Below are 23388 nucleotides of genomic sequence, written 5' to 3' on the forward strand. Positions count from 1 at the left end.
CGCTGTTATGGCATCCACATTGAATCCCAACCTGCTGCTCGCGATTCCGCTGGCGCCGCTTGTCGGCTCCATGATTGCCGGCCTGTTCGGCAAGCAAGTCGGACGCGCGGGCGCCCACACGGTCACGATCCTCGGCGTGCTGGTCGCGTTTGTCCTGTCGGTCATGACCTTCATCGACGTGTTGAACGGGGCGAGCTTCAACGCCACGGTCTACGAATGGGCGCGCATCGGCGAGCTCAAGCTCGAGATCGGTTTCCTCGTCGACACGCTCACCGTCACGATGATGTGCGTGGTCACCTCCGTGTCGCTGATGGTGCACATCTACACCATCGGCTACATGGCGGAAGATCCTGGCTACCAGCGCTTCTTCTCCTACATCTCGCTGTTCACGTTCTCGATGTTGATGCTCGTGATGAGCAACAACTTCCTGCAACTGTTCTTCGGCTGGGAAGCGGTGGGTCTGGTCTCGTACCTGCTGATCGGTTTCTGGTACACGCGTCCGACCGCGATCTACGCCAACATGAAGGCATTCCTGGTCAACCGTGTCGGCGACTTCGGCTTCCTGCTCGGTATCGGCCTGCTGCTCGCCTTCACCGGCACGCTGAACTACGGCGAAGTGTTCGCCAAGGCCAACGATGTCGCGGCCCTGTCGTTCCCGGGCACCGACTGGCGCCTGATCACCGTGGCCTGTATCTGCCTGTTCATCGGCGCGATGGGTAAGTCGGCGCAGTTCCCGCTTCACGTCTGGCTGCCGGACTCGATGGAAGGCCCGACCCCGATCTCGGCGCTGATTCACGCCGCAACGATGGTGACGGCCGGTATCTTCATGGTGAGCCGCATGTCGCCGCTGTTCGAACTGTCGGACACTGCGCTGTCGTTCATCACGATCATCGGTGCGATCACGGCGCTGTTCATGGGCTTCCTGGGCATGATCCAGAACGACATCAAGCGTGTCGTGGCCTATTCGACGCTCTCGCAGCTCGGTTACATGACGGTCGCGCTCGGCGTGTCGGCCTACCCGGTCGCCATCTTCCACCTGATGACGCACGCGTTCTTCAAGGCGCTGCTGTTCCTCGGCGCAGGCTCGGTCATCATCGGCATGCATCACGATCAGGACATGCGCAACATGGGCGGCCTGTGGAAGTACATGCCGATCACGTGGATCACGTCGCTGCTGGGCTCGCTCGCCCTGATCGGCACGCCGTTCTTCTCGGGTTTCTATTCGAAGGACTCGATCATCGAAGCGGTGGCTGCCTCGCATCTGCCGGGTTCGGGCTTCGCCTACTTCGCAGTGGTCGCCAGCGTGTTCGTCACGGCGTTCTACTCGTTCCGTATGTACTTCCTGGTCTTCCACGGCAAGGAGCGTTTCGGTCAGGCCCATGCGCATGATCATCACGATGCGCACCACGAGGAAGAAGAGGATTCGCACGACGAGCACCACGGTCTGGCCCCGGGCCAGAAGCCGCACGAGTCGCCGGCTGTCGTCACGATTCCGCTGATCCTGCTGGCGATTCCGTCGGTCATCATCGGTGCCATTGCGATCGCCCCGATGCTCTTCGGCGAGTTCTTCAAGCAGGGCGTGGCGTTCAAGGACGTGATCTTCATCGGCGAAAATCACCCGGCGATGGAAGAGCTCGGCCACGAGTTCCACGGCTGGGTGGCGATGGCGCTGCACTCGTTCGGCACGCTGCCGATCGCGCTGTCGGCGCTGGGCATCATCCTGGCAGCGTTCTTCTACCTCAAGCGCCCGGATATTCCGGAAGCGCTGAAGAACAGGTTCTCGGGCGTCTACAAGCTGCTCGATAACAAGTACTACATGGACAAGATCAACGAAGTGGTCTTCGCCAAGGGCGCGCTCAAGATTGGCCGCGGCCTGTGGAAGGCGGGCGATCAGGGCCTGATCGACGGCGCGCTCGTGAATGGCAGCGCACGTCTGGTGGGCTGGTTCGCCGGCGTCATCCGCTTCGTCCAATCCGGTTACATCTATCACTACGCGTTCGCCATGATCATCGGCATGCTCGGGCTCCTGACGCTGTTTGTGACGTTGAACGGCAAGTAACAGGGGGAGCCAATAACAATGCAATCGCTACCGCTTCTGAGTCTGGCCATCTGGCTGCCCATCATCTCGGGGATCGTCGTCCTCGCGGTGGGCAACGACCGCAATCCGGGCGGCGCACGCGCGCTGTCGCTCATCGGTTCGCTGCTGAGCTTCCTGGTCACGCTGCCGCTGATCTCGAATTTCGACGCCAAAGCGTCTGCGTTCCAGTTCGTCGAGAAATCGAGCTGGATCGAACGCTTCCACATCAACTACTTCCTCGGCATCGACGGCATTTCGCTGTGGCTGGTCGTGCTCACGGCGCTCATCACGGTGATCGTGGTGATCGCGGGCTGGGAAGTGATCACGGAGCGTGTGGCGCAGTACATGGCCGCCTTCCTGATCCTCTCGGGCCTGATGATCGGCGTGTTCTCGGCGCAAGACGGCATGCTGTTCTACGTGTTCTTCGAAGCCACGCTGATCCCGATGTATCTGATCATCGGTGTGTGGGGCGGACCGAACCGTGTGTACGCAGCGTTCAAGTTCTTCCTGTACACGCTGCTCGGCTCGCTGCTGATGCTCATCGCGCTGATCTATCTGTACAACGTGACGGGTTCGTTCACGCTGACCGACTGGTACGCCGCGAAGCTGCCGATGAACGTGCAGATACTGCTGTTCGTGGCCTTCTTCATGGCCTTCGCCGTGAAAGTGCCGATGTGGCCGGTGCACACCTGGCTGCCGGACGCGCACGTGGAAGCGCCGACGGGCGGCTCGGTCGTTCTGGCGGCGATCATGCTCAAGCTCGGCGCCTATGGCTTCCTGCGCTTCTCGCTGCCGATCGCACCGGACGCCAGCCATTACCTGTCGGGTCTGATGGTGGCGCTCGCGCTGATCGCCATCGTCTACATCGGTCTCGTGGCACTGGTGCAGACCGACATGAAGAAGCTGGTGGCCTATTCGTCGATTGCTCACATGGGCTTCGCGATCCTCGGCTTTTTCATGTTCAGCGAAATCGGCATGCAGGGCGCGATGGTGCAGATGATCTCGCACGGTTTCGTCTCGGGCGCCATGTTCCTGTGTATCGGCGTGCTGTATGACCGCATGCATTCGCGCAACATCGCCGACTACGGCGGTGTCGTGAACACGATGCCGAAGTTCGCCGCGTTCCTCATGCTGTTCGCAATGGCCAACAGCGGTCTGCCGGCAACGTCGGGTTTCGTGGGGGAATTCCTGGTGATTCTCGGTGCCGTGAAGCTGAACTTCTGGGTGGGCCTGCTGGCTGCGACCTCGCTGATCACCGGCGCTGCGTATTCGCTGTGGATGTACAAGCGTGTGATTTTCGGCGCGATCGCCAACGATCACGTGCGCGAACTGGTGGATATCAACAAGCGCGAGTTCTTCATGCTGGCGGTACTGGCAGCGCTCACGCTGTTCATGGGTATCTATCCGAAGCCCTTTACGGACCTGATGCACACCTCCGTGGTTAACCTCCTCGCCCACGTGGCGCAGACCAAGCTGCCGTAATCGGGGAGGACATCTAGATCATGCAAAACATTAATCTGCTGCCTGCATTGCCGGAGGCCATCCTGCTGCTCATGATCCTCGTGATCATGATGTGCGACGCGTTCCTCGGCCAGACGCGCAAGCTCAACTACGTGCTGGCGCTCATCACGTCGGCTGTCGTTTCCGTGCTGTGGGCGTGCAACGCCGGGGACTCGACGTCGCATTACCTGTTCGGCAACGTGTTCATCGCCGACCCGATGTCGAACCTGCTCAAGGCCTTCGGTGGCCTGGCAACGTTCGTCACCTTCATCTACGGCCAGAAGTATCTGGAAGCGCGCGGCCTCGCCCGTGGCGACTTCTACGTCCTCAGCCTGTTCTCGCTGCTCGGCCTGTCGGTGATGATCTCCGGCAACAGCTTCCTGACGCTCTATCTGGGTCTGGAACTGATGTCGCTGTCGCTGTACGCCCTGGCTGCCGTGTGGCGCGACTCGACGAATGCGACCGAGTCGGCCATGAAGTACTACGTGCTGGGCGCGCTCGCGTCGGGCTTCCTGCTGTACGGCATGTCGATGATGTACGGTGCAACCGGTTCGCTCGAACTCGCGAAGGTCTTCGAAGTGATCGCCTCGGGCGCCGTGAACAAGATCGTGCTGGTGTTCGGCGTGGTGTTCGTGGTGGCCGGTCTGGCGTTCAAGCTGGGGGCCGCGCCGTTCCACATGTGGGTGCCGGACGTCTATCAGGGCGCGCCGACCCCGGTGACGCTGCTCATCGGCGGTGCACCGAAGCTGGGCGCCTTTGCACTGCTGCTGCGCTTGCTCGTCGAAGGCATGTTGCCGCTGGCGATCGACTGGCAACAGATGCTGATCATCCTGGCAGTGCTCTCGCTGGTGATCGGTAACCTGACGGCCATCGTGCAGACCAACGTCAAGCGTCTGCTGGCTTACTCGACGATCTCGCATATGGGCTTCGTGCTGCTGGGCATGCTCTCGGGCGTGGTGGGCGGCAAGATCGACGGTATCGCCGACGCCTACGGCTCGTCGCTGTTCTACAGCGTGATCTACCTGCTGACCACGCTGGGCACGTTCGGTATCGTGCTGCTGCTCTCGCGTCAGGGCTTCGAGGCCGAGAACCTCTCGGACCTGAAGGGTCTGAACCAGCGTAGCCCGTGGTTCGCGTTCGTCATGCTGATGCTGATGTTCTCGCTGGCCGGCATTCCGCCGCTCGCCGGGTTCTACGCCAAGCTGGCCGTGCTGCAAGCGGTCGTGAACGCCGGTATGGTGTGGCTGGCTGTGGTGGCCGTGATCGCTTCGCTGATCGGTGCGTTCTACTACCTGCGTGTCGTGAAGCTGATGTACTTCGACAAGGCCGAAGACACCAACGCGCTGCAAGGTGGCGGCGCCATGCGCTTCGTCCTGTCGATCAACGGTCTGGCCATGCTCTATCTGGGCCTGATGCCGGGGTCGCTGATGGACTGGTGCCTGCGCACGATCAAGCTGACGCTGGCGAGTTGATTCGTCCAGCCTGAGGCGATACGGAAGCACGGTAATACGGAAATAGGGAAGGAGAGTCGAACGATGGGCATGTCGGCAGGAGGAACGCTGGTGATTCTGCTGGCCGTGCTGGGCGCGAACCTGCCGTTCGTGAACCAGCGGTTGATCGGCCTTCTCCCACGCAAGGCGGCGGTCAAGCCGTTGTGGCTGCGTCTGATCGAGATGGTGGTGGCGTACTTCGTTGTGGGGGCGCTGGGCTACCTGATCGAGTCGGGGATCGGTAACGTGTTCTCGCAGGGTTGGGAATTCTACGCCGTGACCGCAAGCCTGTTTGTCGTGTTCGCGTTTCCGGGCTTCGTCTACCGGTATTTGTGGCGCCATCGACCGGCGGCTGCCGCGTGAGATGGATGCTTCGCAAGACGCCGCCCCGAGGGCGGCGTTTTGTATTTTGGGTTCGCCAATTTTCAGCCGTGGAGGGCTTATGACCCAACCTCAGAACGACGATCTGCACCTGATCGAGACGGGTATCGAGAGCGATACCGTCTATGAAGGCGCGTTCCTGACCATCAAGCGCGATCGTGTGCGCCTGCCCGACGGCAAGACGGCGATCCGCGAGTATACGACTCACCCCGGGGCGGTGATGGTCATTCCGCTGTTCGAAGACGCACAGGTGCTTATGGAGCGTCAATATCGTTATCCGCTCCAGCGCGTGATGACGGAGTTGCCGGCCGGCAAGCTCGACGAAGCGGAAGGCGGACTGGTGTGCGGGCAGCGCGAACTGCTCGAAGAAACCGGCTACATGGCCAGTCGCTGGGACTATCTCACGCGGATTCACCCGGTGATTTCCTATTCGACCGAGTTCATCGATATCTGGTTGGCGCGCGATCTGACGAAGGGCGAGCAGCGTCTGGACGAGGGAGAGTTTCTCGATGTCTTCAAGATGCCCGCGACGGAACTGATCCAGTGGGTGCGGGACGGACGGATCACGGACGTCAAGACGATCATCGGCGCGTTTTGGCTGGAGAAGATATTATCGGGAGTCTGGCAGCCCGGCGAACGTTCGCCGTTGCGCTGATTTCCCGTCACACGGTCATTTTTCGATCCCTGACCCCGGCGTTGGCCGGGGCGAGGACATCTACGTTGCATCATGAAGGTTTTTGATCTGCGTTGTGCCCATGAGCACACCTTCGAGGGCTGGTTCGGCTCGGAGGACGATTACCTCTCGCAGCAGGCGCGGGGGCTCGTCAGCTGCCCGGTGTGCGGCGATACGGCCATCGTGCGCACGCCGTCTGCGCCCCGGCTGAATCTGTCCGGGGCGACCGCTCGTGCGGACGCGCCGGCGACACCCGTGGGCCACGGCCCGGCGCGTGCGGATGCGCCGTCGCCGGAAGCCGCCCAGGCACAGCGTCAGTTGCAGACGCTATGGATGAAGGCGATACGGCACGTCATCGCCAATACCGAGGACGTCGGCAACAACTTCGCCGAAGAGGCTCGCAAGATTCACTATCAGGAAGCCCCGGAGCGCAACATCCGCGGTACGACGTCGCGTGAAGAAGCCGAGGCGCTCGCGGACGAGGGCATCGACATCATGTCGCTGCCGCTACCCGACGGCGTGAAGGAAACGCTGCAATAGCGATCCTGAGGCGCGCGGCGCTTCCTGGATGCCCTCAGACGCCCCCGCCAAGCGCGCTACAAGCCATTCAGGGCCCTCCAAGGCACACCACGCCCGCCACACACACACTGGGTCTCGACGGCCGGGTGGCGTCATGCATAATGCTCATCAGACGCATGCCGATTCCGATCGCGCCATGCACATCGATCACTCGCACACCGGGAGGTTGGGATGGCAACGCTTGAGTATTACTTTGAAGACTTCGCCGTCGGCGACACCTTCGATCTTGGCGAATACACGTTCACGGCGGACGAAATCGTCCATTTCGCGCGGCAGTTCGATCCGCAACCCTTTCACATCGACGAAGCCGCCGGGCGCGAGTCGCATTTCGGCGGGCTGGTGGCCAGCGGGTGGCACACGTGCAGCATCATGATGCGCATGAACGTCGACAAGTTGCTGTCGCGCTCGTCGAGCATGGGGTCACCCGGGGTCGAGCAGATCGAGTGGCTCAAGCCGGTGCGCCCCGGCGATACCGTAACGGTCACGAGCAGCACGCTCGAAGTGCGCGCCTCGAAGAGTCGTCCGGATCGCGGCATCGTGCGTCAACTGTGGACGGCGACGAATCAGCATGGTGAAGAAGTCTGCCGCTTCCGGGGCACCGGACTGTATCTGAAGCGGACTGCTCAACCGTCTGTGTAGGCCAACCGGCAGTGCCGCTCGACGTTGCAGCGCAGGAGGACGGTCGTTGCGGCGTCGGACGTATCGAGAGCGCCGTTCGCGGCGCCCGTGTGGCTACCCGCCCGAAGGCGCCGACGCCCCCTCGAACGGCCGCGTCGTCAGTGCGACAAATCGCTCACCGATGCCGACGGCGCGTCGTGCTTGACCTGCTTGATGCCGTCTTCCATCTGTTCCGCGTTGGAGAACATCTGGCTCTGACCGATGATCTCGCCGTTGCGAGCCTTGAGCACGAAGTAGGGACGGCCCGATGTCGAGGTCTTGCGCTCAAAACGGTGATCCTCGGCGGAGTTCTTCCGAACGGACTCGATGCCGTTCTGCGCGGAGGCGCGCGCTTTGTAACTCTCGGAGGAGAGAATGGTGTGGCCGCTCTCGCCCAGCAGGTGAAAGTGGAATTCACCGTTGGGGCTGCGCTTGAGTTCGAACTTGCCTGACATATGTGGATCTCCCGGATCTTCCAATGGCCAGCGGCGAGGGACTGCGAACTGCAAGGTGACGGCGGCGTTGCGCCGCGTCGGAGAATGCGCCTAGATTAGCACCGCCCGGTCTGCGGCGATACCGCACTTTGTTTCGAAGTGTAAACCACTTTGCGCGCCGCACCGCCGAAGGGCCGCCGCCATGACGACTGCCCTCCGGGGGCGACGAATCAGCGCCGCGCGTACTGCGTGGCGCCAAACAGCATCTCGCGCGCCTTGTCGTCCTGCAACGGCTTGCGGGCGTCGGCCAGTACCTTGACGCCGCGCTGGACCGCCGGACGCACCTCGATCGCCTCGAACCACTTCTGTACGTTAGGAAAGTCGGACAGCTCGACGCCCTGATTCTTCCACGAACGCAACCATGGCCAGATGGCGATGTCGGCCACCGTGTACATGTCGCCGGCAACATACGGATGGTCGCCAAGTCGCTTGTCGAGCACGCCGTACAGACGTCGCGCCTCGTTGGTGTAGCGCTTGATCGCGTAATCGATCTTCTCGGGGGCGTAGATCCGGAAGTGATGTGCCTGACCGAGCATCGGCCCGACCCCTCCCATCTGGAACATCAGCCATTGCAGCGTTTCGTATTTGCCGCGCACGTCTTCCGGGAGAAAACGGCCGGTCTTGCCCGCCAGATACAGCAGAATCGCCCCCGATTCGAACAGGGAGATCGGCTTGCCGTCCGGCCCGTCTTCGTCAACGATGGCGGGTATCTTGTTGTTCGGCGAGATGGCGAGAAATTCGTCCTTGAACTGATCGCCCGCGCCGATATCGACGGCATGGGCGTGGTACGCGAGCCCACACTCTTCGAGCATGATGTGGACCTTGTGGCCGTTGGGCGTGGCCCAGGAATAGACCTGAATCAATTTGCGGCTCCTCGTGGATCCTCGTGGATGCATCGGTCGGCAGACAGCGCTGCCGGGAAAGCTACCGGAAAAACTGCCCGGAAATTACACCACAGAACGTTTTTCCCTGCCGACCATGGGGTTGGTCGCCCGCTCGGCACCGCGCTCAGGGGCCGCGCTCCGGACCCCTCAGTACCCCTCAGTACCCCTCAGTACCCCTCAGTACGCCCATGAGGCGCGCCCATCGTGTCCCCCACCGCATATTTCGCCAGTTCCAGTTTCGCAATGGCATTGCGATGGACCTCGTCCGGGCCGTCGGCGAAGCGCAAGGTCCGGGCGCTGGCATAGGCGTACGCCAGCGGGAAGTCGCCAGACAGACCCGCCGCGCCGTGCGCCTGAATGGCCCAGTCAATCACCTGGCACGCCATGTTCGGGGCGATGGCCTTGATCATCGCGATCTCGGCGCGCGCCGCCTTGTTGCCGACCGTATCCATCATGTACGCCGCCTTGAGCGTGAGCAGCCGCGCCTGCTCTATCAGGCAGCGAGCCTCGCCGATGCGCTCGCGCGTGACACCCTGAGCGGCAACCGGCTTGCCGAACGCCACGCGCGAGAGCGTGCGCTGGCACATCAGCGAGAGTGCGCGCTCGGCCAGACCGATGAGACGCATGCAGTGATGGATCCGACCGGGGCCAAGCCGACCCTGTGCGATTTCGAAGCCCCGGCCCTCACCGAGCAGCATATTGCTCGCAGGCACGCGCACGTTGTCGAGCACGATCTCCATGTGGCCGTGCGGGGCGTCGTCGTAACCGAAGACGGTGAGCGGGCGCACGCGCGAGACGCCTTTGGCGTTGGCGGGGATCAGAATCATCGACTGCTGGGCGTGTTTCGGCGCGTCGGGGTCGGTCTTGCCCATCACGATGTATAACGCGCAGCGCGGATCGCCCGCGCCCGTCGACCACCACTTGCGACCGTTGACGACATAGTCGTCGCCGTCGCGCCGGATGCTGCACTGCACGTTGGTAGCATCGCTCGACGCCACGTCCGGCTCCGTCATCAGAAACGCCGAGCGGATTTCGCCGCGTAGCAGCGGTTCGAGCCATTGCGCTTTTTGCGCATCGGTGGCGTAGCGCTCCAGCGTCTCCATGTTGCCGGTGTCGGGCGCATTGCAGTTGAACACTTCCGGCGCCCAGGGCACCTGTCCCATGATTTCGCACAAGGGCGCATATTCGACGTTGGTGAGGCCCGCACCGCGGCCCGAGTCGGGCAGGAACAGATTCCACAGGTCCGCCTGCTGTGCGAGCGGCTTGAGACGCTCGATCACCTGGGAGGGCTGCCACGCATCGCCATGGCGGCGGGCGACTTCGATCTCCTCGAGATAACGTTGCTCGTTCGGAAAGATGTGCGCATCGAAGAACGCCGAGAGACGTTCACGCAGCGCTTCGACTTTCGGGCTGTAGCTGAAATCCATGGGGTCTCCGTTCGATGAGGTGTGGCTGTCGTGCGATGGCGCTTGCCACTAGCGCTCAGATTGTTGCGCGCGTTGCGCGTACGCCCATGCCAGCTCGGCCATCGGACGCGCGCGTCGGCCGGCGTCCATCGCTTGCTGACTCGCGGCCGTGCCGTCGCTCACGCGTTTCATGATGCCTTGCAGAATCGCCGCGATGCGAAACATGTTGTAGGCCAGATAGAAGTGCCACTGCGCGGGCGGCGCGATGCCTGTGCGCTCGCTGTAGCGGCGAATGTAGACATCTTCCGGAGGAATGCCGAGCGAGAGCCAGTCGAGGCCCGCGATGCCGCGAAACACGCCCGGGCTCACATGCCACGCCATGCAGTGATAGCTGAAGTCGGCCAGTGGATCGCCCAGGGTGGAGAGCTCCCAGTCGAGCACGGCGAGCACGCGCGGCTCGCTCGGATGGAAGATCAGGTTATCGAGGCGGAAGTCGCCATGCACGATGGTCGTGCGCTCCGGCGCTTCGGGCGTGTGCGGCGGCAGATGCGCTGGCAGCCAGTCGATGAGACGGTCCATGGCGTCGATGGGCGCTGTCTCCGAGGCGCGGTACTGCTTGCTCCACCGCGCGATCTGGCGTGCGATGTAGTCGCCCGGCTTCCCGTACGACTCGAGACCGATCGCACGATAGTCGACCCGGTGCAGCGCGGCAATGACGCGATTCATTTCGTCGTAGATGGCGCCGCGTTCGACCGGCGTCATGCCGGGCAGCGACGGGTCCCACAACACGCGTCCTTCCACGAAATCCATGACGTAGAACGCGAGTCCGATCACGCCTTCGTCCTCGCAAAGCGCGCGCATGCGGGCGACGGGGACATCGGTGGCGGCCAGGGCATGCATGACGCGATACTCGCGCTCGATGGCGTGCGCCGAGGGCAGCAGTTTTGCCGCAGGCGCCGGCTTGGTGCGAAGCACGTAGGCGGCGGTGGGCGTCGTCAGGCGATAGGTCGGATTGGATTGGCCGCCATTGAACTGCGTGATGGCGAGCGGCCCGGCGAAGCCGTCGATGTGCGCGGCGAGCCAGCGCTCGAGCGCCCCGGCATCGAAGGGCAGACGTGCACCTAATGCACGCTCGCCTGCAAACGCGGAAAAGTCCTGTACAAGCTCATCGGCCATGCTGTCTCCTGCATTTCCGGTGCTGCGTTGATCCAGACTGGTTCGTCGAGACTGATGCGTCAGATCTCGTTCTGATGCGTGGGCGCAATGCTCCGAGTGCGCTCCCGGGCGGTCGTGTGCCGTCTTAGCGCGACTACCGTGAGCGCAGAAACGACGCGAAGATCTTTTCCATGACGGTGAGTCGGTTCCCCACGTGCAACGGCTGCGGTGGCGCGAAGTTCGTGAGACGCACGACCCAGTCGTCCGGCTTGTCGCCCACGTCCAGCGCATTGATGCATGCCGGCGCCTGTGCAAGCTGGCCGAGGAAAAGACGCCCCTGCGGATGCAGGGCATGCGAGAGGATCGCGCGATTGACGCCGCCGTGCAATACGAGCAGTACGGTATCCCATGATTTGTCGGCGCGCAGTTCGGCCAGCGGCGGAATCACACGATCGAGCAACTCGCGCACCGATTCGCCGTTCAGAAAGCGTGTGGCTTCCGGCACCAGGCCGTCGAACGCGCCGAGGAACGCCTGCGCCAGGTCGGCGGGCGCGAGACCCGAGATGCTGCCGGCGCGGATCTCCTGCCAGCATGTCCACGTCTCGATGTCGACGTGTTGCCCGGTCTCGGCCAGCACGCGCTCGGCCGTCTCGCGCGTGCGCGGCAGTCCGCTCACGATCACGCGGTCGAAGCGCAGATTCTCTGCGGCGAACGCGCGCCCGGCCGCACTGGCCTGTTCGCGCCCCAGCGCGTTGAGCGACACGGTATCGGCGTCGATGGGCTTGCCGCTGTCGTCGAAATAGGTGACGTCGCCGTGGCGCATCAGGTAAATGCGTCGGCGGCCCGGCGGGGTGAACGTCAAAGGACCCGTTGCGGCGCCGGACGCGGTGCCAGGGTTATGGCCGGTGGGGTTGGAGGTGCCGGGGGAACTCATGCGGAAATTCTCCTGATCGATGCCGGGCTGTCGGCCACAACGTCGCAGATGCCAACGACCAATACCGACGACGGGTGTCTACGAAGGGGCGCTGACGACCGGGCTTCGACCGTCGGAAGTTGAGGGTCGGTGCACGCCAATGGTTCGTGTGCACCGAATGTTTTCACACGATCAGGTGTATTTTGCCGGACGTTTTTCGAGGAATGCACTGATGCCTTCCAGTCCGTCGGCGTGATGGAGCGAGGCTACGAAGTTATCGCGCTCGGCGCCGAGTTGTGAGGTCAGCGTCTGGCTCGCACCGCAGTCGATGAGCGACTTGATGCGGCCGACCGCGTTCGGCGAGAGCTGCGCCAGATCCGTCGCCCAGTTCAGGGCTTCGGCACGCGCCTGTCCCGGGGCGACCACGCGATTGACGACCCCGGCCGTGGCCAGACGTGCCGCCGACACCGGTTTGCCCTCCATCAGGATTTCCGTGGCGAGCGGGCGGGGCAGCGCCTGCGACAGGAACCAGGAGGCGCCGCCGTCGGGGGTCAGTCCCACCTTGACGTATGCCATCACGAACTTGGCGTTATCGGCCGCAACGAGCAGGTCGCATGCCAGGGCGAGGGAGAACCCGGCACCGGCAGCTGCACCCTCGACGGCCGCGATGATCGGCTTCGGGCAGGCGCGCAGCGCTTCGATCCACTCGGCCAGCGCATCGATGCTGGCGGCCTGCACCGACGGGTCCTTCTGACGATTTTCCAGCAGGCGGTTCAGGTTGCCGCCTGCGCAGAAAAAGTTGTCGGCGCCGGTGAGCACCACGGCGCGCACGGAGGCGTCGCGCTCGGCGGTCGCCAGCGCTTCGACACCGGCGGCGTACATGTCGGGGTGCAGGGCGTTGCGGGCGCCGGGATTGGACAGCGTCAGCACCAGGGTATGGTCGACGCGTTCGGCAAGCAGTTCAGCGGCCATCAGTCGGGTCTCCGGATCACTGTTCTTCGGTGAGCAGCGACACGCCAAGTTGCGCGCGACGCGTGAGCCACGGCGACGGACGATAACGCGGGTCGCCATAGAACGATTGCAGATTGCGCAACACCGTGAGCAACTGGCGCGCGCCCACGGCGTCGCCGAGCGCCAGCGGGCCCTTGGCATACCCGAGGCCGAGCGTGACCGCGCGGTCGATGTCGCCCGGCGTTGCAATACGCTGCTGCGCAATGTCCGCGCCGATATTCACGATCGTGGCGATCACGCGTTGCGCGACGAAACCGGCCGAGTCGCGGATCACGCTCACCGGTGTGCCCCCATGGGCAAAGAGCGCGTGCGCGGCGTCCCGGGCATCGCGACGGGTCACGGGCGTGGTCATGAGCGTATGACGCTTCGCGCCCGCGAGCGGCAGCAGCGTATCGATGGCGACCGTGCGGGTAGCATCCAGCCCCTGCTCCACGGCGCAGGTCGTGGCGTCCAGACCCAGCGGGGTGACGACGATGAGCGCCGTGTCCGAGGGCTTGTCGCCGTTCTCGATGGTCACGCCCGTCGCGCCGAGCAGTTCGACCACGGCGGCAAAGCCGCGCGTGTCGGCACGACTGACCCAGACGCTCGCCGGCAGGGTATCCGGCGCCGGCGCTTCGGGCGGCACTTGCTGCTTGCCGTCGACATAGCGGTAAAAGCCTTCGCCGACCTTGCGCCCGAGCAGTCCCCCGGCGAATCGTACGGCGGTGATCGGCGACGGACGAAAACGCGCTTCTTCATAAAACTGGTGATAGATCGATTCCATCACCGGATGCGAGACATCGAGTGCCGTGAGGTCGAGCAACTCGAACGTACCGAGGCGAAAGCCGGCCTGTTCGCGCAGGATGCGATCGATATCGGCGAAGCTCGCGATGCCTTCACCGGCAACGCGCAGCCCCTCGGTATTCATGCCGCGTCCGGCGTGGTTGACGATGAAGCCGGGCATGTCCTTGCAGCGCACGGCCGTGTGGCCCATGCGCTGGCCAAGCGCGAGCAGGGCGTCGCCGACTTCCGGCGCCGTGCGCAGACCGTCGATGACTTCGACCACCTTCATGAGCGGGACCGGATTGAAGAAGTGGTAACCGGCCACGCGCTCAGGACGCTCGCATGCGGCCGCAATGGCCGTAATCGACAGCGACGACGTGTTGGAGGCGAGGATCGCGTCGGCGGCCACAATGCCTTCGAGCGAGCGAAACAGGTCGCGCTTGATCTCGAGCTTCTCGATGATCGCCTCGACGACCAGTTGGCAATCGGCCAAATCTTCCAGCGCGTTGCAGGCCTGCAACCGGCCCATCGTCGCCTCGACGCTCGATGCCTCGATCTTGCCCTTCGCGGCGAGCTTGTCCAGCGTGTCGCGCAGGGCGTCCAGCGCGGCTTGTACGGCCTTCGCATTGGTGTCGTACAGCTTCACACGCAAACCGGCCTGAGCGGCGATCTGGGCGATGCCACGACCCATCGCGCCGGCGCCGACGATGCCCAGCACTTCGATGGCTTTACCGGCTGCGGCCGGGGAGGGGGACGAGGGAGATGCGGTCATTCGGAATGTCTCGAGGTTGGTGTCGATTGTCGTCGATCGGTATCGTTGTGACAGTGGTTGTGACGGGGTGCGGCATGTCGGCGCGGCTTCGACGCAAGCGCGCAAATCGGTGCTTCGACGCGCCGGGGGCGGTGCCGCGTCTTCTACGTGACACGTCATTCTATCGTCCGACCGGTCGGTCGGGAAATGAATTTCCTGACGAATGATCGTGCGATGCAAACCGATGCCCAAATCACATGGCGGCTATTGTCGCTGATCTTGCCTTGCTTGCCAGCGCTTGTTCCGCTCAGCGGTCGGCTCGACGCGTCACATCGACCGCGTGAGCGCGCATGGCGCACGGACCCGACATCGGAATTCGAGACGTTTCAAGTTGAATTCCGCTCACGGATCGTTGCGTGGTAACGGTACACTCCCGGTACCCGGCGCGCGCAAACGGGTCGCAAGCGCCGGCTCACTCACATGGGAGACATCATGTTGAAGCTGTACGGCTTTCCAGTCAGCAACTATTACAACAAGGTCAAGGTGGTGCTGTACGAGAAGGGCTTGTCCTTCGAGGAGTCCGAATCGATTCCCTGTCAGGACGAACCGGTGCTGCAATGCTCGCCGCTGGGCAAGGTGCCGTATCTGCAAACGGAGAAGGGCTTTTTGTGCGAGTCGCAGGTCATTTGCGATTTCCTTGAAGCGGCGCATCCCGCACCGGCCCTGTTTTCGGCCGATCCGTGGCGCCAGGCCAAGGAGCGCGAATTGCTCACGATGATCGAGCTGCATCTGGAGTTGGTGGTGCGCGAGGTCTACAAGCAGGCATTCTTCGGCGGAACAGTGTCGGAAGACACCCGTGAGCGTACCGAGAAGTTGCTGCGCCGCAATATCGTCGCGTTCAAGCGCATTGCGAAGTTCGCGCCGTATGTGGCGGGCGAGACCTTCACGATGGTGGACATCGCCGCCGGTATCCACTTGCCGATTCTCGGCATGGCCACGCAGGCGGTGTATGGGGAGGACTTCCTGAACGCCGAGGGCATCGACTGGAAGGCTTACGGCAAGCGGCTCTCGGAGCGCGAGTCGTTCCAGCGTATGCGCGCCGAACAGAAGGCTTACCAGCAAGCCAGGAAGGCGGGGTAATTGGCCGGGCTTCGGGACTGAGGAAATCCGAGGGGCATGCGCAGGTGAGCGTGCCCGACAATAAAAATCGGCCGCGATCCTGAGCATTGTGGCCGTTTTTTTGCTGCGTGCTGCGACAAGGCGTGAAAATCAGATCTTCGCCAGACGCGCCAGCGCTTCGCGCAGCGTGTCGTCCTGCTTGGCGAAGCAAAAGCGCACCACGCCGGACTCATGCGGCTCGTGGTAGAACGCCGAGACCGGAATGGCCGCAACGCCGATTTCTCCCGTGAGCCACAGCGCAAAGTCGGCTTCGCTCATGTCGCTGATCGCGCTGTAGTCCACACACTGGAAGTACGTGCCTTCACAGGGCAGCAGCTTGAAGCGCGTGTTCGCAAGACCTTCGCGAAACAGATCGCGCTTCTTCTGATAGAAGCCCGAGAGCGCCAGGTACGGGGCAGGGTCACGCATATAGTTGGCGAGACCGACCTGCATCGGCGTGTTGACCGTGAACACGTTGAACTGGTGCACCTTGCGGAACTCCGCCGACAGCGCGGCGGGCGCCGCGACAAAACCGACTTTCCAGCCCGTGACGTGGTACGTCTTGCCGAAGCTCGACACGATGAAGCTGCGGCGTGCGAGTTCGGGGTGGCGCGCCACGCTTTCGTGCCGCTTGCCGTCGTACACCATGTGTTCGTAGACCTCGTCCGAGATCAGCAGAATGTCGGTGCCCGCCACGATGTCGGACAACTGCGCGAGATCGCGCTCATGCCATACCGTGCCGCTCGGGTTGTGCGGCGTATTGAACAGGATGAGACGCGTGCGCGGCGTGATGGCAGCCGCCAGCTTGTCGAACGGGATGCGGAATTCCGGGGCTTCGAGCGTGATGAATACCGGCTTGCCGCCGGCCAGTTCGATTGACGGGACGTAGCTGTCATACGTCGGTTCGAACACGATCACTTCGTCACCCGGGTGCACCGTGGCCAGAATCGCGGTGAGCAACGCCTGCGTGGCGCCGGCCGTGACGGTAATTTCGGTGTTCCAGTCGTAATGCTGGCCGTAGAGCTTGCCGATCTTCTCGGCAATCGCCTGACGCAGCGCGGGCACGCCAGTCATCGGCGGGTACTGGTTATGGTCTTCGCGCATGGCGCGCGAGACGGCGTCGACGATCTTCGGATCGCACGAGAAATCGGGGAAGCCCTGACCGAGATTGACCGCCTGCTTCTCGGCAGCCAGCGCCGACATGACGGTGAAAATGGTGGTGCCGACATTCGGCAGGCGCGACGCGAGCGGCGGGGCGACCAGCGCAGGCGTGGTGGATCCAGTGTGAGGCGCGTTCATGTTGACGTGGGACGATGCAGTGACCAGGCCGACATTCTAACGCCGTCGCGCCAAGCCTGCGGACGGCGCCCGGTCACGACCGACGCATTTCGGATGCCGACAACATCGATTACCGGCGTTTTCCGATATCGCTTTCGGAATGTTGCCTTGACGATGCCCCTCACCATCGCCCGGACGGCACTGTCGCGCCGTCGTACCTGCTCACGGCGGCGACGCGGTTACCGGCCCGTGATGAGCAGTGATGTGAACGCACTTGCCGTCACGATCCGGAAGCCGAACTGGCGCGCCACACGACTGCGCAGCTTGAGCACCGCCTTGTCCTTGCTGACGAGCCAGTGCGCGTGTCCGTCGCGCGCGGCTTCCAGAAACTTCTGGTCGTCGCGGTCCCGGCAAAGCGGCAGCGGTGCGCTCGGGGCGGCGTCTTCCGGCACGACGATACGGTGGGTGTGGGTGTCGACCCAGTCGAGCGCGGCGTCGTTGTCGATCTCGCGCGCGGCGAACTGGGGGTAGGTGAGCACGATCGCGAGTTCGTCGCGACAGCGCGAGGCCATGAGTGCCGTGAGGCGGCGCTCGACGAGCGCATCGCGCACCGGTCGGGCGACCGGGTCGTCGAACACCAGCAGATCGATCCAGACGTTGGTGTCGAGCACCACGCGCGGCGGTGTGGCGAGGGCGTTGAGGTGCTCGGCGAAGGCCCGGTCAGCGGGCGTGGCAACAGCGTTTTGAAGCATTGGATAGAATGACGGTTTCTCGATAGTTTCTTGATCAAGCAGGAACGCTGCACCCCATATGATAATTGTTCTCTCGCCGGCCAAATCGCTCGACTACGAAACGCCGCCTCACGTGAGCGCCCACACCGTGCCTCAGTTCGTGGACGACGCAGCCGAACTGATCGAGGGGCTGCGCGAACTGAGCCCCGCGCAGGTCGGCTCGCTCATGAGCATCTCCGACCCGCTCGCCGCGCTCAATGCCGCACGATACGCCGAATGGTCGCCGCGCTTCGACACCACCAACGCCAAGCAGGCCGTGCTCGCCTTTAACGGCGATGTCTACGAGGGGCTGTCCGCCCGTACGCTCAACGCCACGCAGCTCGACTTCGCCCAGAAGCATCTGCGCATTCTGTCGGGACTTTACGGCGTGCTGCGTCCGCTCGATCTGCTGCAACCGTATCGTCTCGAGATGGGAACGCGTTTCGTGAACAAGCGCGGACGCGACCTTTACGCCTTCTGGGGCGAGCGCGTCACGCAGACGATCAACGCGTCGCTCGCCGAGCATCCCGAAACGCGTCGGGTGCTGGTGAATCTTGCCTCGGAGGAGTATTTCAAGGTCGTCAAACGCCGTCTGGTGCAAGCGCCGGTGATTACGCCGGTGTTCGAGGACTGGAAGGGCGGCAAGTACAAGATCATCAGCTTCTATGCCAAACGCGCTCGCGGTCTGATGGCGCGCTACGCCATCGAACGTGGTGTGACCGATGTGCAGCAACTCAAGGCCTTCGACACCGAGGGCTATGCGTTCGACGACAGCGTATCGAACGATTCGCTGTGGGTCTTCCGTCGCCGGGTGGCCTGACGTCGACCCGTTCGTCGCCCCGGACCATGTTCCGGGGCTTTTTCATTTCCGTGTGCGAGACAAGTCATGACCGTCCACATCAGCAGCAAGTTCGACAGCGGCGCGATCGAGGTGGTGAGCGCTGCGCGTGCCGACGACATTCACGTACGCATCGCGAAAGACGGCGCCGCCGAGTTTGCGCAGTGGTTCCATTTCCGGGTGCAGGGCATAGGCGGCGTGCCATGCCGTATCGTCTTCGACAACGCGGGCCAGACATCGTATCCGCGTGGCTGGGAAAACTATCGTGCGGTGGCGTCCTATGATCGGGTGACGTGGTTTCGCGTGCCGACCTCATATGATGGGCAAGTCATGACGGTTGCCTTCACCCCCGCGCACGACAGTGTCTATCTGGCGTATTTCGAACCCTATTCGGACGAGCGTCATCTGGCGCTGCTGGGTACGGCGCAGAATTCGCCGCTGGCGAGCTCGCGCTCGCTCGGCCAGAGCGTCGACGGTCGGGACATGACGTTGCTCACGGTCGGCGAACCGCGTGCCGGCAAGCGCCACATCTGGGTGATTGCGCGTCAGCATCCTGGCGAGACGATGGCCGAATGGTTCGTCGAAGGGATGCTGCGCCGGCTGCTCGGTGCCGGGGACTGGGCGGGCGATCCGCTGGCGGCGGCGCTGCTCGACGAAGCCGTGTTTTACGTGGTTCCCAACATGAACCCCGATGGTTCGGCTCGCGGCAATCTGCGCACCAATGCGACGGGGGCGAACCTCAACCGCGAATGGTTGACGCCGGACCCCGTGCGCAGCCCGGAAGTGCATCACGTGCGCGCCGCCATCGAGTCGACGGGCTGCGACATGTTCTTCGACATCCATGGCGACGAGGCGCTGCCGTACGTGTTTCTCGCCGGCAACGACGGCGTCGAGGGCGCAACGCAAGCCGTGCTTGCCCGGGAAAAGGCCTTCGGCGAACGACTGAAAGCGGCCAGCCTGGACTTCCAGGACAAGTTCGGCTATCCGCCAGGCAAGCACGGTCCGGAATCGTTCAAGCTGGCATCGAAGTGGGTCGCGCACCGCTTCGGCTGTCTGTCGCTCACGCTCGAAATGCCTTTCAAGGACAATGCCAATCGTCCCGACCCGCAATTCGGGTGGAGCGGCGCGCGAAGTGCTGCGCTTGGCGCGTCGATGCTCACGGCCATCTGGGCGCAAATGCAGGCCGATCAGGCGTGAGAGCGACGCGTCGGCAGGTCCGTCACGCAACGGCGTAGTGGCAGACGTGACAAAGCACGACGCGCAATGCGTCGTGCGTCGCTTTTTCGCCGAGCGCGCTGTTGCGATCAGTTTTTCTTTTTCGTCGTGCTCTGCTTCGCGCTGCTCGACTTCGAGGACGACGATTTTGCCGTCGACTTGCTGCCCGACGCCTTGGCCGTGGCGCCACGCTTGCCCGACTTCGCGCCGGCGTGCGACGCCTTGCCGCGCGAGGTGCGCTTGACCGGTTGCTCCACCTGCGAGAGCGGCGAGGTGTAATCGAAGCCCATCATGCGACCGTCGGCGTATCCACAGCGAATGTGGATGTTGTCCGTCTGACCGCTCGTGCGTTTGCCGACGCCATCGAGTTCGACCATCTGCGTGACATCGACGCGTTGCTTGCGATCGTCGAATGGTCCGTTCCACGGCGCGATTTTCGCGTGCTCGGGGTCGAGCGCTGTCTCGCCGTATTCGACACTCTCGTAGCCCGGTAGCGTTGCGACAACGAAGCTCGCGTGAGCGGCGCAATCGGCCACCAGCGGCTCCGCGTGACGGGTGTTGATGAATTGCTCGACCAGCGTGCGATGCTGCTCGAGCGTGAACGCCTGAGCCGGGACCACGAAGGCCGACAGGCTGAGCGGCGCAGCGACGGCGGCGACGCCTGCAATTCCGGCGACCTGGCGCACGGCTCGCATCACGACGCCTGCGGCGCGTTGAAAAAATCGTTTCGACATTGCTTGACGTATTCTCGGGGGCGTAAGGACCGCTCGCATGAAGCGGCCCTGAGCATTGCAGAGCAATGCGGGCATTCGGCACGTAGCATGTATTCGATGCGTTGCCGATCATGCACCGCTCGCGAAGAAGCTTGACCGCATTTTGAAAGACAGCGGTGAAGCGGCATCCATCTTAACCGAAAAAATACCGCTCAAGCCCGCTGGATAAGCCTCGGGCACCGCGCCGCGCCTTGATTGACCTTGGCGAACGTTGGCCGAACCTTATGGCGCGCTACAATGCGGGCCTGTCCGCGCGACGAGGCGCCGCAGTGCTCGTTCGCATTTTCGCGCACACCGCAGCCGATCGACGGTGTCGGCGTCACGGTTTGTGTCCTTCGCCGTGGCGCGCTGCGTCGCCGGGCTCCACGATTTCATTATTTGGCATGTTCGCAAATTCACGCACGGTCGCCAGTGCGCAAACCGGCCCGCACGACAAGCTTGCGGCGCTCGTCGAGCGCCATCGCGCCGCCCCGTTTCGCAAACCGCTCGCTGCCTACAGCGCTGCGGCGTTCGATGCCGCTGTCGCTGCCTGGCGCAATGCCGGCTCGGCGCCCCTGATCATCGATGCCGGGTGCGGTGTGGGCGAGAGCACGCTGCGCCTGGCGAGCCAGTGTCCCGATCACTTCGTTATCGGCATCGACCAGTCCGAGAGCCGTATCGTGCGAGGCAAGGATTGGTGGGAGGGAAGCTGGCCCGAGAATTTCGTCTGGGTGCGCGCCGATCTCGTCGACTTCTGGCGTCAACTTCACGCCGCAAGCATTCGCCCGGCACGTCATTACGTCCTGTATCCGAACCCATGGCCGAAGATCGGCCAATTGGCGCGTCGATGGCACGCCCATGCCGTGTTTCCCACCGTGGTCGCACTGGGCGGAGTGCTGGAATGCCGTAGCAACTGGGCGACCTACATCGACGAATTTGCGCTGGCCGTCGAGTGGCTCAGTGGCGTGCGAGCGCATGTCGAGGCATGGGCGCCGCAGGATGGCACCGTGCCGATGACACCGTTCGAGCGCAAGTATCTCGCGTCGGGGCATGGGCTGCATCGCTGTGTGGCGACGTTGTCACCGGCATTGCCGCTGCCGCCTCCACTGGCTTGACCTGGCTATTACGGTGGCATTGCGGTGATGTCGCACTGACGTTGACCGCCACCCCGGGCGTATGCCAAAAACGAATCGGCCATGCACATCATCTGCATGGCCGATCTTGTTTTCGAGGCTTGCGGCGTGCGTGTCGAAGACGACGCACGCGCGCCCGGTTGCCGGGCCGCGATCAGTGGAAGTGCGGACGGCTCGGTTCGGCGTCTTCCGGCATTTCCGCATGCACGACTTCGCCCACGGGGTCCGGATACAGCGGCACGCCGCAGTCGTCGCAGTACTCGGGGTCGAAACGTCCCGGATGCTTGCGGATGTCGCTCACGCCACAGGCCTTGAGCAGATCGGTGACTTCGTCGAGCGCGCCGCCTTCGACTTCGCCATTCTCGCGACCGTAGAGCGGCCATACGACGCCGTAAATCACGTCGTTGCTGCCGCGCTGCGTGAAGCCGATGCGGTATTCGTCGATATTCTGCTCACCAAACCCGGCCACGACCGCGCGCAGTTCCTGCGGCGTCAGCGAGAGCACGTCTTCCAGATACCGCAGCGCGGTGCGGATCGTGTGCGGGCGAATGCGTTCGTCGGCCTCGCGGCAACTCGCATAGTAGGCGTCGGGCAGCAGGCACTCGATTTCACAGCCCGGCAGCAAGGCGTTCAGGTTCGGCCCGCCTTGCGCAGACCAGGCCTCCTGGCATTGACCGCGCTCGGCGTGGCGTGGACCGTCTTCCTGCCAACGGAACATCGGCGCGCCCTTGGGGACCGTCACCGCTGCGAGCAGGAAGCGCGGATCGGCGAGGATCGGCGCGGTCTCCGGCAGATCGCTGCCGGGCTGCTTAACGTCGGCGTTGCTCACGGCGGCCTGCACGAGCTGTTGCGTGACCTTCCACGATTCGCAATGCGTACGCGGGAGCTGGTCGATGCTGTAGAGGTACGGGGAGAGCGCCACGCGCGCCGATTCGGCCAGCACGTGGGCGTGCAGATGCGCGCGCACCGGCATCAGGGCATCGGCTTTTACCGGACCCGAGGGAATCGCGTAGCGTGTCCACGCGAGAATGGGAATGGCAACGAGCAAACCGTCCCAGACCTGATTGTCGGCGTCGGGTTCGGCGGATTCGCTTTGCGACTCGATCAGGTCGGCGAGGGCGCCATAGGCTTCGCTATGGTTGGCCTGAAGATGGTCCAGGGCGGCGTCGATGGCCGGCTGGTTGCCCGTGCGCAGCACGCGCGTGAGCAGCGTGTCGAGCTGGGCTTCCCAGAAACGGTCTTCGATGCGGCTTCCCGAGGCAGCCAGCGCGAGCGCGTGGCCGACCAGCTTTTCGGCGTCGGGAGTCAGTCGTTTGGCGGTGCGTGAGCGCATAGTTATGCAAAGCAGAAACACATGAACTCACGATTGTACGGCATGCGTGGACGCGATAGACGCGACGCCGTCACCAATCGCGCCGACGCCTGCCGCCCGGGCACTCGCGCACGACCACCGCGCCGACACCCACGGTGCGGCACGACGCCACTGTGCGCCCATGCCGCAGCAGGGGACA

22 protein-coding genes are annotated in these 23388 nt (G+C 63.5%); 11 read left to right on the plus strand and 11 right to left on the minus strand.

All coding sequences use genetic code 11. The features are described 5' to 3' along the window. Positions 1-7 precede the first annotated feature (7 nt). The 7 genes from nuoL (at position 8) to UC34_RS09210 (ending at position 7339) form a co-directional block, all read left to right on the plus strand. A complete protein-coding gene (gene nuoL, locus UC34_RS09180; RefSeq protein ID WP_044455303.1) occupies positions 8-2059 on the plus strand; it encodes an NADH-quinone oxidoreductase subunit L in 2052 nt (683 codons plus the stop codon). An 18-nt stretch (positions 2060-2077) separates the two neighbouring features. After that, a complete protein-coding gene (locus tag UC34_RS09185) occupies positions 2078-3559 on the plus strand; it encodes an NADH-quinone oxidoreductase subunit M (protein ID WP_044455304.1) in 1482 nt (493 codons plus the stop codon). Positions 3560-3579: 20 nt separating this feature from the next. Continuing rightward, on the plus strand, positions 3580-5049 hold the full coding sequence (gene nuoN / locus UC34_RS09190; protein ID WP_052810957.1) for an NADH-quinone oxidoreductase subunit NuoN: 1470 nt from the start codon (positions 3580-3582) through the stop codon (positions 5047-5049). A 69-nt stretch (positions 5050-5118) separates the two neighbouring features. After that, on the plus strand, positions 5119-5430 hold the full coding sequence (locus tag UC34_RS09195) for a DUF2818 family protein (protein ID WP_044457940.1): 312 nt from the start codon (positions 5119-5121) through the stop codon (positions 5428-5430). A gap of 79 nt (positions 5431-5509) precedes the next feature. Further along, on the plus strand, positions 5510-6103 hold the full coding sequence (locus UC34_RS09200) for an NUDIX domain-containing protein (RefSeq protein ID WP_044455305.1): 594 nt from the start codon (positions 5510-5512) through the stop codon (positions 6101-6103). Positions 6104-6175: 72 nt separating this feature from the next. Next, positions 6176-6661, plus strand: coding sequence for a DUF1178 family protein (locus UC34_RS09205; protein WP_044455306.1), 486 nt, complete (start codon positions 6176-6178; stop codon positions 6659-6661). Positions 6662-6871: 210 nt separating this feature from the next. Beyond that, a complete protein-coding gene (locus UC34_RS09210) occupies positions 6872-7339 on the plus strand; it encodes a MaoC family dehydratase (protein WP_044455307.1) in 468 nt (155 codons plus the stop codon). Between the two features lie 137 nt (positions 7340-7476). On the opposite strand, the gene UC34_RS09215 is transcribed toward UC34_RS09210, so the two are convergent. The 7 genes from UC34_RS09215 to UC34_RS09245 form a co-directional block, all read right to left on the minus strand. Further along, a complete protein-coding gene (locus UC34_RS09215; protein WP_044455308.1) occupies positions 7477-7812 on the minus strand; it encodes a YegP family protein in 336 nt (111 codons plus the stop codon). A gap of 209 nt (positions 7813-8021) precedes the next feature. After that, positions 8022-8714 carry a glutathione S-transferase C-terminal domain-containing protein gene (locus tag UC34_RS09220; RefSeq protein WP_044455309.1) on the minus strand — a complete coding sequence of 231 codons (693 nt, stop codon included), beginning with the start codon at positions 8712-8714 and terminating at the stop codon, positions 8022-8024. 188 nt (positions 8715-8902) lie between these two features. Continuing rightward, positions 8903-10162 (minus strand): acyl-CoA dehydrogenase family protein, encoded by a 1260-nt coding sequence (locus UC34_RS09225; RefSeq protein ID WP_044455310.1) that lies wholly within the window; start codon positions 10160-10162, stop codon positions 8903-8905. A 48-nt stretch (positions 10163-10210) separates the two neighbouring features. Then, entirely contained in the window at positions 10211-11317 is a 1107-nt protein-coding gene (locus UC34_RS09230; RefSeq protein ID WP_044455311.1) for a phosphotransferase, read from the minus strand. Between the two features lie 133 nt (positions 11318-11450). Then, a complete protein-coding gene (locus UC34_RS09235) occupies positions 11451-12119 on the minus strand; it encodes a histidine phosphatase family protein (RefSeq protein ID WP_044457941.1) in 669 nt (222 codons plus the stop codon). A gap of 282 nt (positions 12120-12401) precedes the next feature. Continuing rightward, positions 12402-13181 (minus strand): oxepin-CoA hydrolase, alternative type, encoded by a 780-nt coding sequence (locus UC34_RS09240; protein ID WP_044455312.1) that lies wholly within the window; start codon positions 13179-13181, stop codon positions 12402-12404. 16 nt (positions 13182-13197) lie between these two features. Further along, positions 13198-14754 carry a 3-hydroxyacyl-CoA dehydrogenase gene (locus UC34_RS09245; RefSeq protein ID WP_052810958.1) on the minus strand — a complete coding sequence of 519 codons (1557 nt, stop codon included), beginning with the start codon at positions 14752-14754 and terminating at the stop codon, positions 13198-13200. A 471-nt stretch (positions 14755-15225) separates the two neighbouring features. Between UC34_RS09245 and UC34_RS09255 the strand changes: the two genes are divergently transcribed. Further along, a complete protein-coding gene (locus UC34_RS09255; RefSeq protein ID WP_044457943.1) occupies positions 15226-15873 on the plus strand; it encodes a glutathione S-transferase family protein in 648 nt (215 codons plus the stop codon). Positions 15874-16002: 129 nt separating this feature from the next. Here UC34_RS09255 and UC34_RS09260 read toward each other — a convergent pair whose 3' ends face one another. Both UC34_RS09260 and UC34_RS09265 read right to left on the minus strand, forming a co-directional pair. Then, the gene (locus UC34_RS09260) at positions 16003-17190 is read right to left on the minus strand and encodes a pyridoxal phosphate-dependent aminotransferase (protein WP_044455314.1); all 1188 of its coding nucleotides are present in this window, start codon (positions 17188-17190) and stop codon (positions 16003-16005) included. A gap of 218 nt (positions 17191-17408) precedes the next feature. Continuing rightward, positions 17409-17921, minus strand: a complete 513-nt coding sequence (locus UC34_RS09265; protein ID WP_084070484.1) for a putative toxin-antitoxin system toxin component, PIN family — start codon at positions 17919-17921, stop codon at positions 17409-17411. Positions 17922-17979: 58 nt separating this feature from the next. On the opposite strand from UC34_RS09265, the gene yaaA reads away from it, so the two are divergent. Next, positions 17980-18759, plus strand: coding sequence for a peroxide stress protein YaaA (gene yaaA, locus UC34_RS09270; protein ID WP_044455315.1), 780 nt, complete (start codon positions 17980-17982; stop codon positions 18757-18759). Positions 18760-18825: 66 nt separating this feature from the next. After that, positions 18826-19974: a M14 family metallopeptidase gene (locus UC34_RS09275; protein ID WP_044455316.1), complete on the plus strand. Its 1149-nt coding sequence runs from the start codon at positions 18826-18828 to the stop codon at positions 19972-19974. A 107-nt stretch (positions 19975-20081) separates the two neighbouring features. Here the strand turns inward: UC34_RS09275 and UC34_RS09280 are convergent, their stop codons facing one another. Next, positions 20082-20726, minus strand: a complete 645-nt coding sequence (locus UC34_RS09280) for a BspC domain-containing protein (RefSeq protein ID WP_052810959.1) — start codon at positions 20724-20726, stop codon at positions 20082-20084. A 422-nt stretch (positions 20727-21148) separates the two neighbouring features. On the opposite strand from UC34_RS09280, the gene trmB reads away from it, so the two are divergent. After that, positions 21149-21859 carry a tRNA (guanine(46)-N(7))-methyltransferase TrmB gene (gene trmB / locus UC34_RS09285; protein ID WP_044457946.1) on the plus strand — a complete coding sequence of 237 codons (711 nt, stop codon included), beginning with the start codon at positions 21149-21151 and terminating at the stop codon, positions 21857-21859. Between the two features lie 172 nt (positions 21860-22031). On the opposite strand, the gene UC34_RS09290 is transcribed toward trmB, so the two are convergent. Further along, positions 22032-23210, minus strand: a complete 1179-nt coding sequence (locus tag UC34_RS09290) for a DUF2863 family protein (protein ID WP_044455317.1) — start codon at positions 23208-23210, stop codon at positions 22032-22034. Positions 23211-23388: the final 178 nt, after the last annotated feature.

The sequence above is a fragment of the Pandoraea vervacti genome (genome assembly GCF_000934605.2).
Lineage (GTDB): Bacteria > Pseudomonadota > Gammaproteobacteria > Burkholderiales > Burkholderiaceae > Pandoraea > Pandoraea vervacti.